Origin of the sequence: Paenibacillus luteus, assembly GCF_006542765.1 — a bacterium.
GTDB lineage: Bacteria > Bacillota > Bacilli > Paenibacillales > Paenibacillaceae > Pristimantibacillus > Pristimantibacillus luteus.
On the sequence record NZ_SKCD01000033.1, the window covers coordinates 182,251 to 195,560 of the forward strand.

General features: G+C 47.6%; 11 protein-coding genes. All 11 read left to right on the plus strand.

The window, feature by feature from the left end:
• The first annotated feature begins 152 nt into the window (after window positions 1-152).
• The 11 genes from E0496_RS23030 to lonB all read left to right on the plus strand — a co-directional run bounded on the left by E0496_RS23030 (window position 153) and on the right by lonB (window position 13,287).
• On the plus strand, window positions 153-1,046 hold the full coding sequence (locus E0496_RS23030) for a hypothetical protein (RefSeq protein WP_141504357.1): 894 nt from the start codon (window positions 153-155) through the stop codon (window positions 1,044-1,046).
• Window positions 1,047-1,134: 88 nt separating this feature from the next.
• A complete protein-coding gene (tig, locus tag E0496_RS23035) occupies window positions 1,135-2,424 on the plus strand; it encodes a trigger factor (protein ID WP_141504124.1) in 1,290 nt (429 codons plus the stop codon).
• A gap of 231 nt (window positions 2,425-2,655) precedes the next feature.
• Window positions 2,656-3,249 carry an ATP-dependent Clp endopeptidase proteolytic subunit ClpP gene (gene clpP, locus E0496_RS23040; RefSeq protein ID WP_139991008.1) on the plus strand — a complete coding sequence of 198 codons (594 nt, stop codon included), beginning with the start codon at window positions 2,656-2,658 and terminating at the stop codon, window positions 3,247-3,249.
• Between the two features lie 16 nt (window positions 3,250-3,265).
• Window positions 3,266-4,522: an ATP-dependent protease ATP-binding subunit ClpX gene (gene clpX, locus E0496_RS23045; protein WP_141504125.1), complete on the plus strand. Its 1,257-nt coding sequence runs from the start codon at window positions 3,266-3,268 to the stop codon at window positions 4,520-4,522.
• A 194-nt stretch (window positions 4,523-4,716) separates the two neighbouring features.
• Complete coding sequence (ispG, locus tag E0496_RS23050) at window positions 4,717-5,826, plus strand: flavodoxin-dependent (E)-4-hydroxy-3-methylbut-2-enyl-diphosphate synthase (protein WP_141504126.1); 1,110 nt, start codon at window positions 4,717-4,719, stop codon at window positions 5,824-5,826.
• 161 nt (window positions 5,827-5,987) lie between these two features.
• The gene (locus tag E0496_RS23055) at window positions 5,988-7,091 is read left to right on the plus strand and encodes a GerAB/ArcD/ProY family transporter (protein ID WP_206669840.1); all 1,104 of its coding nucleotides are present in this window, start codon (window positions 5,988-5,990) and stop codon (window positions 7,089-7,091) included.
• On the plus strand, window positions 7,088-8,659 hold the full coding sequence (locus tag E0496_RS23060) for a spore germination protein (RefSeq protein WP_141504128.1): 1,572 nt from the start codon (window positions 7,088-7,090) through the stop codon (window positions 8,657-8,659). The genes E0496_RS23055 and E0496_RS23060 overlap by 4 nt, the downstream gene beginning before the upstream one ends.
• Window positions 8,656-9,762, plus strand: a complete 1,107-nt coding sequence (locus tag E0496_RS23065) for a GerAB/ArcD/ProY family transporter (protein WP_141504129.1) — start codon at window positions 8,656-8,658, stop codon at window positions 9,760-9,762. The genes E0496_RS23060 and E0496_RS23065 overlap by 4 nt, the downstream gene beginning before the upstream one ends.
• Window positions 9,759-10,982: a Ger(x)C family spore germination protein gene (locus E0496_RS23070; protein ID WP_161601527.1), complete on the plus strand. Its 1,224-nt coding sequence runs from the start codon at window positions 9,759-9,761 to the stop codon at window positions 10,980-10,982. The genes E0496_RS23065 and E0496_RS23070 overlap by 4 nt, the downstream gene beginning before the upstream one ends.
• An 18-nt stretch (window positions 10,983-11,000) precedes the next feature.
• Complete coding sequence (locus E0496_RS23075) at window positions 11,001-11,237, plus strand: hypothetical protein (protein ID WP_141504131.1); 237 nt, start codon at window positions 11,001-11,003, stop codon at window positions 11,235-11,237.
• A gap of 346 nt (window positions 11,238-11,583) precedes the next feature.
• The gene (lonB, locus tag E0496_RS23080) at window positions 11,584-13,287 is read left to right on the plus strand and encodes an ATP-dependent protease LonB (RefSeq protein ID WP_141504132.1); all 1,704 of its coding nucleotides are present in this window, start codon (window positions 11,584-11,586) and stop codon (window positions 13,285-13,287) included.
• The last annotated feature ends 23 nt before the right edge of the window (window positions 13,288-13,310 follow it).

A 13,310-nucleotide genomic window follows, 5' to 3' on the forward strand; every position in this document is an offset into this window, starting at 1 on the left:
CGACATTTGTTTTTTCTTTTGCTTGTACATGGTATAATCGATCGCAAGATTGAACGAATCAACAAACGGCGTGACCATAAGGCGGTGTTATCATTACGACTCCCAATGACACACAAGGCGACAACAAGGATAACGTTTACTTGTTCCCTAGCATGCTGGACCATTATCAGGTACAGTTAACCCGTATGCTAGAAGCGGAGCAATACGGGGAGGCCAAGGGATTGCTGCGCTTTTTGCTGCAATGCCAGGGCGAGGATGCGCGCCATTATGAAGAATGGGACAGCCTTCTGACATGGCTCGACATGGCTTTCCCTGAGGACGGACATAGTGGGGACGGCACCGGTTTTCTCGTGGCGGCGCCTGATAAGGAAGAGGACGAAGCTGCGATACGCGAGCAACTGCTGAACCCTCCCGATCAGGACGAAGCCTACGTAAATCAGGTGATCTACATTATGCAAAATCATCCGATGATCGATCAGCAAATACTTGCCCTTGAACGCGCTGCTTATATTCAATCTTCGGATCTGAATGAATCCATCAGGAACTGGCTGGCTACCCAGCAGGTTCACCCGGTCGTTCAGTTTAAGGCGCTTCAATGCCTCCGCAAGCGGGGCGCGGAAGGCTCGCTGGTGCTTGAGAGGCTGGGAGAGACCGTAGAGCTTGAGTTAGACGCCACGCCCCTTTCTATGGACGATTTTCCATCGCCGGTCAATCGGATATTGGAGCGGACGGAGCAGGTTGCTGAGGTTGATGATCCGACCTTGCCGCATTTTGCCAGAGAGCTTTGGAAGGAAAGTTTGCAATTTTTGTATGGTACGGCGGCTTATCATTGGATGCTGAGGGAAGACGAGGATACGGTTGATTATTTTGCGGCTGCGCTGCATTTGACGCTGCTTCTTACCGTTTACGGCTCGGCGAACGATGACGATATTCGTGATACATACGGCATTACCGAAGGTTTAAGATTCCGTTATGAACAAGCATGCAAGGCGCTCAGGCAGGTGGCTGTCCTACAGCAATCGGGCGATGATGAACCAGAGTCTTGATAATCTGGCCCAGCTTGTTTATAATAGAATGGTTTATGAAACGTGATAACTACTGATGCATGAGCATTTTCGGAGGGGAAGGCATAAAATGAAAGCAACTTGGGAAAAAATAGACAAGAACATCGTGTCGATCGACGTGGAGGTTGAAGCGGAGAAAGTCACTGTCGCTCTTGATCAAGCATTTAAGAAAGTCGTTCAAAAAGTAAACGTACCTGGATTCCGTAAAGGTAAAGTGCCGCGCGGCATTTTCGAATCCCGTTTTGGAATTGAAAGCCTGTATCAAGATGCAATTGACATCTTGCTTCCAGATGCTTATTCCGATGCAGTCAAAGAGCATGATCTTGAGCCGGTTGACCGTCCAGAGATCGATGTTGAGCAATTCGCAAAAGGCGAAACGTTCAAGTTCAAAGCAAAAGTTATCGTTAAGCCAGAAGTTACTCTTGGCGAATACAAAGGCTTGGAAGTTGAAGCGGTTGTATCCGAAGTTACAGAAGAAGAAATCGCAGCTGAGCTGGAGCGTTTGCAGCAGCGTCATGCTGAGCTTTCCGTTGTTGAGGAAGGCGCTGCAGAAAACGGCGACATCACAGTAATCGACTTCGACGGTTATGTAGACGGCGAAGCATTCGAAGGCGGAGCAGGGGAGCGTTATTCACTGGAGCTTGGTTCCAACTCGTTCATCCCAGGCTTCGAAGAGCAAGTAGTCGGCATGCAAATCGGCGACTTCAAAGATGTTGAAGTAACATTCCCAGAGGCTTACCATGCAGAACACCTTGCTGGCAAACCAGCTGTGTTCAAAGTGAAGCTGCACGAAATCAAACGTAAAAGCCTTCCAGCTTTGGACGATGAGTTCGCCAAAGATGTTAGCGAATTCGATACGCTTGAAGAGTACAAGCAAGATCTTGTTGGGAAATTGAAAGAGCGCAAGGACCAAGAAGGCGAGCAAACTCGTGAGACAGCAGTAGTTGACAAAGCTACAGCAGCTGCTGAAGTTGAAATTCCTGAGCCGATGATCGCTACTGAAATTGATTACATGCTCAAAGATTTCGAAAACCGTTTGAAAATGCAAGGAATGAACATGGAGCTTTACTTCCAGTTCTCCGGACAAAGCGAATCGGTTCTTCGCGATCAAATGCGCATAGATGCAGAGAAACGTGTTCGTAACAACCTTGTGCTTGATGCAATTGCTAAAGCAGAAGGCATCGTTGCTGGCGACGAAGATTTGAACGAAGAGCTTGAGAAGCTGTCCAAATCTTACAACCGTCCTACGGAAGAGCTGCGCGACATTTTCGAGAAAAACGGCAACTTGAACAGCCTGAAAGAAGATATTTCGCTTCGCAAAACAATCAAGTTCTTGCTTGAAAACAGCAAGACTGTATAATCGTTCACATAAGTATAATTAAATAAATGGTTTGACTCAGGATAAGGCACGTCATTGGTACGTGCCTTATTTTGACCCTACATATGAAATGTGTTTGCCTTGGAGGTTAAACTCCGTACATATCGAACGGCCGTCGTCGTATACTGTTAGTACTTGGAAAAATGACATCATAACAACGACGTGTTACAATAAGTAAGTAACCAAAGTCATAAACGAAAAGAGGTTGGTCGCATGAATCTAGTACCGATCGTAGTCGAACAAACGAATCGCGGGGAACGTTCTTACGATATTTACTCCCGTTTGCTGAAGGACCGCATTATTTTCCTTGGGAGCGCAATCGATGATGATGTAGCAAACTCCATCATTGCACAGCTGCTGTTTCTGGCGGCCGACGACCCAGAGAAAGACATACATCTGTACATTAACTCTCCTGGCGGCTCCGTGACCGCGGGAATGGGTATTTTTGATACGATGCAATATATTAAGCCTGAAGTGTCCACGATTTGCATGGGCATGGCAGCAAGCATGGGCTCGCTACTTCTTACCGCTGGCGCCAAAGGCAAGCGTTTTGCGCTCCCTAATGCGGAAGTTATGATCCATCAGCCGCTTGGCGGCGTTCGAGGTCAAGCCTCCGATATCAAGATCCATGCGGACTGGATTTTGAAAACCAAACAAAAGCTGAACCAAATTTACGTAGATCGCACCGGCCAGCCTTATGACAAAATCGACCGCGATACCGACCGTGACAATTTCATGAGCGCGGAAGAGGCTCTTGCCTACGGTTTGATTGACAAGGTGATTACAGCACCGGTATCGACGATTTAATCGAAGGGGTGATTACATGTTTAAATTCAACGACGAAAAAGGCCAGTTGAAATGTTCGTTCTGTGGCAAATCGCAGGATCAAGTACGTAAATTGGTTGCCGGTCCCGGCGTCTATATATGCGATGAATGTATCGAGTTGTGCACTGAAATTGTTGAGGAAGAACTCGGCAATGAGGAAGAGCTTGATCTGAAGGATATTCCGAAACCGAAAGATATCCGCGCTATTTTGGATTCTTATGTTATCGGTCAGGAATTTGCGAAAAAATCGTTGTCTGTAGCGGTATATAACCATTACAAACGGATTAACTCTGGAAGTAAAATTGAAGACGTCGAATTGCAAAAGAGCAATATTTTGCTGTTAGGTCCTACTGGATCAGGCAAAACCTTGCTTGCGCAAACGATGGCTAAAATTTTGAACGTTCCTTTTGCCATTGCAGATGCAACTTCGCTAACGGAAGCGGGTTATGTCGGCGAGGATGTTGAAAACATTTTGCTAAAGCTGATTCAAGCTGCAGATTACGACGTAGAAAAGGCTGAACGTGGAATCATCTATATCGATGAGATCGATAAAGTTGCCCGCAAATCAGAAAATCCCTCAATTACGCGTGATGTTTCTGGCGAAGGTGTTCAGCAAGCACTATTGAAAATCCTTGAAGGTACAGTAGCTTCTGTTCCACCGCAAGGCGGACGTAAGCATCCACATCAAGAATTCATTCAAATCGATACAACAAACATCTTGTTCATTTGCGGTGGTGCGTTCGATGGCCTTGAGTCATTGATTAAACGCCGGATCGGCAAGAAAGTCATTGGCTTTAGCTCTTCAGGCGAATTGCAGAAGGATTTGAAAGCAGGCGAATACCTCACGATGGTATTGCCGGAGGATCTGCTCAAATTCGGCTTGATTCCAGAGTTTGTAGGACGTTTGCCAATCATTTCTACACTGGAGCCGCTTGATGAGCCAGCACTTGTTCGGATCTTGTCCGAGCCGAAGAATGCACTTGTTAAGCAGTATCAGAAGCTCCTTGAGATGGACAACGTCAAGCTTGATTTCGAACCAGCTGCTCTCGATGCGATCGCGAAAGAAGCAATTAAGCGTAATACAGGAGCTCGGGGACTGCGTGCCATCATCGAAAGCATTATGCTTGAGGTCATGTACGAAGTGCCATCGCGCGATGATCTTAGCACCTGCTTGATTACTGAGCAGACGGTTCAGGAAAAAATCATGCCGGAACTTACAGCTAAGAAAAGCAAGAAAAAGGAAGAGAGTGCGTAAACCCGCGCTCAAATATAAGAGGCTATAGGATTGCTCTTATAGCACGGCTTATATTTCACCGCGAAACGGCAGCCGCCCCTTCATCATGGCGGCAGTCGTTTGCGCTTGACTACCGTCATTGTTTCCACCCAGCCGTGCGGTTTTTTGCCGCCAGTCAAAGGGTGGACTTTGACGTTAATGGGAGAGATAAGCATATGTACTTACGTCAAGATACGGTACCGGTCAAAGTCGGCAATCTTACGATTGGCGGCAGCAATGAAGTGCTTATTCAAAGCATGTGCACAACCAAGACTGCGGATGTCGAAGCGACCGTTGCCGAGATATTGGGTCTTGAGGAAGCCGGCTGCCAGCTTGTGCGGGTTACGGTCAACAACAAGGAAGCTGCAGAAGCGATTAAAGAGATTAAGAAACGCATTCATATTCCGCTCGTTGCGGATATCCATTTTGACTATCGACTTGCTCTGCTAGCCATTGAGAACGGTATTGACAAAGTTAGGATTAATCCGGGCAACATTGGTCGCCGGGAGCGGGTAGAAGCCGTAGTAAAGGCTTGTAAGGAAAAAGGCATTCCCATCCGGATTGGTGTAAACGCTGGTTCACTGGAAAACCATCTTCTAGAGAAATACGGTTATCCAACGCCGGAAGCGATGGTCGAAAGTGCGTTGTTCCATATTGGAATTCTCGAAGAGCTTGATTTCCACGATATTATCGTATCTCTTAAAGCATCGGATGTGCCTATGGCGATTGCAGCATACTCCATGGCGGCGAAGGTCATTAAGTACCCCCTCCATTTGGGTATCACGGAAGCGGGTACGCTGCACACGGGCACGATCAAGAGCTCAGCTGGTATCGGTGCATTGCTTGCCCTTGGCATCGGCAATACGCTTAGAATTAGTTTGAGTGCTGATACGGTTGAAGAGGTTAAAGTTGCCCGCGAATTGCTGAAGACGTTTGGTTTGATTACAAATGCAGCTACGCTGGTGTCTTGTCCGACTTGCGGCCGATTGGATATTGATCTATTCTCTATTGCTAACGAGGTAGAAGATTACATTGCCAAGATTAAAGTGCCTATTAAGGTGTCTGTGCTTGGCTGTGCGGTTAACGGCCCTGGTGAAGCTCGGGAAGCGGATATCGGTATTGCAGGCGCGAGAGGCGAAGGCATGCTGTTCCGTTATGGAGAGCTCATTCGCAAAGTGCCTGAGGCTGAGCTGCTGAACGAGCTGAAGAAGGAAATTGATGAAATTGTGCGTGTGTTTGAAGCGACTGGTGAAATTCCTGGGCGCAAGCATCATGCGCCGGCATAATGAGGGAAAGAGGCTGATTTGCGTCTAAGTAGACGCAAATCAGCCTCTTTTTTGTTTCTAAATGAAAGACATTCAGCGCCTCTTAATCTAATTGCATAGTTTTCGTAAAATAAGGGAAAATAATGTTTACAGCGCATGAAGTGGCTACGAGCAAAGGCGGGGTGAAGTTGGAGCGCATAAGTCTGAATCAGCTTGGATCTATGATCGTGTTGTTTTTGATTGGAAGCTCCTCTTTGTTTTTGCTTGCGAGCGATGCCGCCAAGGATGCATGGATTGCTGTTTTTGCAGGTATGCTGTGCGGTTTGGTTTTGCTGTGCGGAGTAAACCTTGCTTTGTTTAGACTAATGCCTGGCAAGGATTTAATTGAGATCATATTCGAGCTATTGGGAAAGCCAATAGGATACGTCATTTGTTTATCTTACGTCTTATTCTTTTGCTATGAATCGATTCGCAATGTACGAGAGTTTGGAGATTTAATGATCATGTATTTGCTGCCACAGACGCCGTTGGCAGCGTTAATGCTGATCATATGCCTGCTTGCAGTCTATACGGTCTTTCATGGCTTGGACGTTTTTTTTCGCATGGCAGAGGCTATTTTACCTATAGTGATTGGAATTTATATCATCCTCTTTACACTTATTGCAGGCTCTGGTCTGCTTCATCTTGAATATTTGACGCCGATTTTTGATGATGGCTTTCAAACCGTTTGGCGTGCGACTTTCCCGGAGCTCATCTCCTTTCCATTTGGCGAGTTGATTCTTTTTTTGATGTTTTGGAAGTACGCTGCAAAGCATGGCAAGATGACGAGCCTGGCGGTCAAATGTTATTTGTTCTCCGGATGCTTTATCACCATTACCAATATATTTATTTATGCAGGCTTGGGGAATCTGGCTGGGACGGTAGCCATTCCCCTCATGCAGTTAACCAACCTAATTGAATTTTCACAGTTTTTGGAGCGTATTGATCCATTTGTAGCGCTGCTCTTGTTTACAGGCGTTTTTTTTAAATTGACTGCCTATTATTTTGGTGCGGTGCTTGCCTTGTCAAAGTTCATTAAGCTTCCAAGCAAGTACATCATTATGATTGTTGGCGCCGTCATTTACTTCGGGTCCTTTATGTTCAGAAATTATTTGGAGCAGGTATGGTTTGGCTTCCAATATAATGTGAAATATCATTTTCCACTCTTTCAAATCGTAGTGCCGGTGCTTTTGCTCATGCTGGCAATTATCAGAAGAAGACGGAATGAAAAGGTGTTTGCAGAATGAAAAAAGAGCTTAAATTAAGCATTGACGCCAACTCCAAGGAGCCCACGCCGCTATCTAGGGAGCTGGAACAAAATATTAAGTTGGTCACTGATGAGCTGGGAACAGAGCCAGATATCATCATCAGACAGCTGCATTTGTACAAAAATAGCAAGGCGGCACTGCTCTATATTGCCGGCATGACAGACGCTAATGTTGTCAATATGCTTGTCATGAGCATCGTTTCAGAACCGCCGCTTGGGAGTGAGGGACAAGAGGAAGAATCCGCTTTTCAAACCTTAATGTACCGGTCGTTAGCCATTGGCGGCGTTCAGAAGCTAGAGAGTATTGATGAAGTGCTGCTCGCCATGCTCGAAGGAAACACAGTTATCATGATAGATGGGTCGGTTGAAGCGATTGCCGCGTATACTTGCGGCGTGGACAGGCGAGGGGTGGAGGAGCCGAGCACGCAGACCGTTGTCCGCGGCCCCAAAGAAGGCTTTACGGAGAGCCTCCATACCAACACATCGCTTATTCGAAATAAGATTAAATCGGCTAATCTACGGATGGAGTACCGCATCATTGGGCATCAGACACGTACGACGATCGCTGTCGTCTTTATGAAAAATATAGCCGAAGAAAAAGTTGTACAGGAAGTGCGGAGAAGGTTAGATGCGATTGATACGGACAGTATTTTGGAGAGCGGATATATTGAAGAGTTTATTCAGGATAAAACCTTTACTCCGTTTCCGCTTCTTCAGAATTCCGAGCGGCCAGATGCGGTTGCGGCAGGACTGCTGGAGGGACAAGTGGCAATCATTGTCGACGGGACCCCGTTTGTGCTGCTCGCACCAGTCACGTTTGTTAAGTTTTTTCAGTCCAGCGAGGATTATTATCAACGATATGATATCGCAACCTTTCTGCGGATAATTCGTTTTGGATCTTTTTTTGCATCGATGCTGCTTCCGTCTCTTTACATTGCGATAACGACCTTTCACCAGGAAATGCTTCCAACCCAACTGTTAATCAGCATTGCTGCTCAGCGGGAAGGGGTGCCGTTCCCTGCGCTTATCGAAGCGATGATTATGGAGATTACTTTTGAAATTTTAAGGGAGGCAGGCGTGAGGATGCCTCGGATCATCGGTCCCGCGATTTCGATCGTCGGGGCTCTCGTGCTCGGGCAATCAGCGGTGCAAGCAGGGTTAGTTTCGGCTGCGATGGTTATCGTGGTATCGTTTACGGCCATTGCCAGCTTCGTTATACCGTCTGTCAATATGGGGACGGCGGCACGTTTGATCCGGTTTGCCTTGATGATATTGGCAGGTACCTTTGGCGTGTTCGGCATCTTAGCGGGATTGATGCTTCTTTTGACTCATTTGTCGGCGCTCCGCTCATTCGGCCTACCCTATTTGACTCCGATATCGCCGCTCGTACCGGGCAATTTAAAGGATGTTTTCATTAGGGTTCCTTGGTGGGCGATGAATAAGCGTCCGGCTGGTCCCAACCAGAAGCCAAGTGTGCGTCAAGGGGAGCCTAGCAGCCTCACGGACAAGGATGCTGATTCCGACAAGAAAGGCAGTGATGTCGAGTGAAGCAGCGCATTTCGAGCCTGCAGGCGATAGCGATTGTAGTCAATGCAATCGTTCCAAGCTCTATTTTGTTTATCCCGAGTTATGTGATCCAAATATCCAAACAGGATGGCTGGATAACAGTTCTACTCGCTCTCGCTGCTGGTCTTTTGTTTGCCTATGCCATCGGTAGCGTTGCGCGTCACAATGACCGATCTTCGCTGATGGCCTGGTTGGAGAGCAGCTTCGGGAGATTGGTTTCGTCCGTCATCGGACTTTTGCTGTGCGCTTATTATTTCATAACCGCAGCAACGATGATTAGGCAGTTCGCGAATTATATGTCTGAGCAAATTATGATGAACACGCCTCTATTTATGCTGGTAGGCATTATCGTACTCGTATCAGTATACATGGTATCGCAAGGAATTGAAGCTATGGGCCGTGTCCATTTTATCGTATTGGTGTTCGTTTTGGTGTTTGTCGCAATTAACATTGTGCTGTTATGGGGGCAGTATGACTTCAAGCAGTTTCTCCCCATCCTTGACATTGCACCTGTACGCCATATTCCGGCTGGCATCATGCCGCTCGGCTGGCTCTCGGAAATTGCAACGCTGCTGCTGCTGCTTGTCCCTTTTTTGGAAAATAAAGCATCAGCGATTCGCATAGCCGTATGGGGAACACTTCTCGCTGGCATCATGATCACGCTTATCACAGCAGTGACGATAGCGGTGTTCGGTACCAAAATCATCGGTGCGTTGGCCTATCCTGCCTTTGCAGCCATTGGTACGGTTGAAATAGGCCAGTTTGTGGAACGTGTCGACGTATTGCTCCTTTCGGCGTGGACGGCATCGATGTTCGCGAAGGTATCGGTCTTCCTCTTCGGTTTTTTCCATGTCCTCTCACACACTTTTAGAATGAAGTCGCATCTAAGTTTGTACGTCGCAGGAAGTGCGCTAGTCATTGCTACGGCTATGTACTCATGGCCAAGCAATATTGTCGTTGCCGAGTTCAGTTACACGACGTTGAGCTTGTTTTTTTTAATCAGCAATTACGGTATATGCTGCATTCTTTGGTGCGCTCTTCTCTTCAGACGGCGTAAATCGGGCACAGGGGAGGCAGGCTTGTGAGAAATCCTCGATTATTAGCTTTGGGGTTTCTTTTTTTACTTTGCACTGTGCTGCTCTCGGGCTGCTGGAACAGGATTGAACTTAATGAGCTGGCCATTACCTCTGCGACTTCGATTGACCGTAAGGGGGAGGATTGGGTCGTCTCCTTCCAGGTCGTTATTCCTTCTTCCATTTCCTCGGGGATCGGTATCACAGGCGGAGGAGCAGGCGCGCCAGTCAACGTCTATTCAACGGTTGGCAAAACGATAAGGGAAGCTAATTCTAAAAGTTTTTTCGAGAGTCCGCGAAAGCTTTATTTTGCACATAACCGCGTCATTATCGTTAGTGAAGAGACGGCAAGACGCGGACTAAATCCGATGCTGGATGTTTATTTGCGCAATACAGATGCCCGTGAAACGGTAGATGTGCTCGTTACGCCAGGCAGCTCTCGAAAGATATTGGAGCAGATGATGCAAATCCAGAAAATTTCCGGCGACGGCATAAGGGAAATCAATATTTTGGAAGCGAAGCACACCTCCGTTCTTCCTGAGGTTAAGATGTATCAGCTGGCTATGAATTTGGCTAGCGATTCCGCAAGCGCGCTGCTGCCGGAGGTTTATGTTTCCGGAAATTCGGATGCTTCCTCTTTGAAAGTATTCGATAGCACAACCTTGCCAGCGAAAATAAAGCTGGGCAGGGTTGCCGTGCTCAAGAAGGACAGAATGGTAGGCTGGCTGTCCCGAACGGAAGCGTTAGGCGTCGCTTTTATCCGGAATGACGTAAAGAACACCGTACTAACGTTTGGTTGTCCCAGTAATCAAGCGAATAATTTAACCGTCGTAGTAGGACCTTCTAGAACTGAACTAAGGCCATCGCTGAACGATGGGCAAATGAATGTAAAAGTACATATTAAAGGGAGCGCCGTGCTAACGCAGTCAGATTGCGCTACCGTTGATTTTTATAACCCGAAGGTTGTTTCGGAAATGGAGAATGCTGTTGAGCAGGAGATTTTGCGTTATACGGATTCAGGCTGGAAGGCGATTCAAAAGCTTCATACGGATGCCGTGGGCTTTGCGGATATGGCTCATCGCAAATACCGCAAAGGGTGGCGTACATGGAAGAAGGATTGGGATGCCGTATTCTCCGAAATAAAATTGGAAGTTTCTGCGGATATTACGATGACCAATGTGGGCCTCAGCAATCAACCGCTCAATGTGAATCAACTAAGGGAAGGTAAGTAGCGGAAGGAGGCTATGGATTTGACAACAATCGCTATCGCATGTACTCTCATCGCAGCCATGTGGCTTGGAATGAAGCCGCTGATCAAAAAAAAGCAATATCAGAGCTGCGTAATCTATGCCGTCATGTCCGTATGGGCGGTGTATTTATTTGCTTCCGGAAGCTATGGCTTGCCACCAGTCACGCCGGTATCCATAATGTCCGGCCTACTTATGCCGTTAAAACAATTTATAAACCTCATGAGTTGGTTGACTTGACGGGAGGGCTTCCTGAAAAATAACATTCCCAGCGGTTATTACCAGTTTATAGAGGCAATACTATTACGTAGGCATGCATATAACGGATCGTTTGAATATACGAGCTTTACTAATTTACGGCTTCGGCCGTTTACGCTTGAAATAAAGGAATGGACGAAAATAACTGTCCATGCCGCCTTTATTTCTACGCGAAACGAGCCTTGCCAACTTTATGGCTTCGGCCGTTTACGCTTGAAATAAAGGAATGGGTGATTATAACTGTCCATACCGCCTTTATTTCTACGCGAAACGAGCCTTGCCAATTTTATGGCTTCGGCCGTTTACGCTTGAAAGGAGCGGGTTGCTAATGAGTTTAAGTGTTGTGTTAATGTTGATTCAAGTGTTTTTTGCTGTTGTTATTGGCTTGTATTTCTGGAATTTGCTGCGCAATCAGAAGACGAACCGCTCTGCCGTGGACCGCGAATCGCGTAAGGAAATGGACAAGCTGCGGAAGCTAAGAAGCATATCGCTGACCAAACCCCTGGCGGAGAAAACAAGGCCGCAAGCGATGCAGGACATCGTAGGGCAGCGTGACGGCCTGCGTGCCCTTAAGGCAGCGCTTTGCAGCGCGAACCCTCAGCATGTTATTATCTATGGTCCGCCGGGCGTAGGGAAGACGGCAGCGGCTCGTGTGGTGCTCGAGGAAGCCAAAAAAAATCCATCTTCGCCATTTTTGCCGGAGGCCAAGTTTACGGAGATCGATGCCACTACGGCGCGCTTTGACGAGAGAGGCATCGCTGATCCGCTCATCGGCTCTGTGCATGATCCGATTTATCAGGGCGCTGGCGCAATGGGGGTAGCTGGCATTCCTCAGCCTAAGCCAGGCGCGGTAACCAAAGCGCATGGCGGAATTTTATTTATCGATGAAATCGGTGAATTGCATCCGGTGCAAATGAATAAATTGTTAAAGGTGCTGGAAGACCGCAAGGTATTTCTGGAGAGCGCCTATTACAATTCGGAGGATTCCAACATTCCGGTGTATATTCATGATATTTTCCAAAATGGCTTGCCTGCCGATTTCCGTTTGGTTGGAGCAACGACGCGCTCGCCGCAGGAAATACCGCCAGCCATTCGTTCACGCTGTATGGAAGTATTCTTCCGACCGCTGCTCGCAGAGGAGATTGGGTTGGTAGCGGAAAATGCGGTTAAAAAAATCGGATTTGCTCCTTGCCCTGAAGCGATTGATGTGGTTAAGCGCTATGCAACAAACGGGCGCGAAGCGGTAAATGTCATTCAACTCGCTGCAGGCGTTGCATTATCGGAGAAGCGAGACAGCATAAGCGCAGGTGATATCGAGTGGGTCGTCAACAGCAGCCAAATTCCGCCCCGTCCAGACCGCAAGGTGCCGGAGGCGCCGCAGGTGGGCTTCGTGAACGGCTTAGCCGTGTATGGCCCGAATATGGGCACGCTGCTTGAAATTGAAGTTAGCGCGATTCCAGCAGCGACAGGCAAGGGGCAATTCACGATTACCGGCGTGGTTGACGAGGAGGAATTAGGCGGAGGCTCGCGCACGCTTAGAAGAAAAAGTATGGCAAAGGGATCTGTGGAGAATGTGCTGACTGTTCTTAGACGAGTTGGCCTGAATACACAGGATTATGATTTGCATATCAACTTTCCCGGCGGCACTCCGATTGACGGACCGTCTGCCGGCATTGCAATGGCAACGGCGATTACGTCGGCAATTAAAGGCATTCCGATTGACAACAAGCTGGCGATGACCGGCGAGGTTGGCATACATGGGAACGTAAAGCCGGTCGGCGGCGTATTAGCTAAGGTAGAGGCTGCTTTCCAGGCTGGTGCAAACACGGTAATCATACCGAGAGAGAACTGGCAGGCAATCTTTGCTGATTTGGAAGGCCTCAAAGTCATTCCTGTCGAGAAGGTGGAAGAAGTGTTCAAATATGTGTTTCCTGGTGAGGAACAGTCTCCATCACGCATGGAAGCCCCGTTTGGGACCGATCTTTTTATCGCTTCAGGGGTTCCCTATTTGCAGGCTGAATCCGTAGAATGATAAACTAGGGTAGACGTTAACAT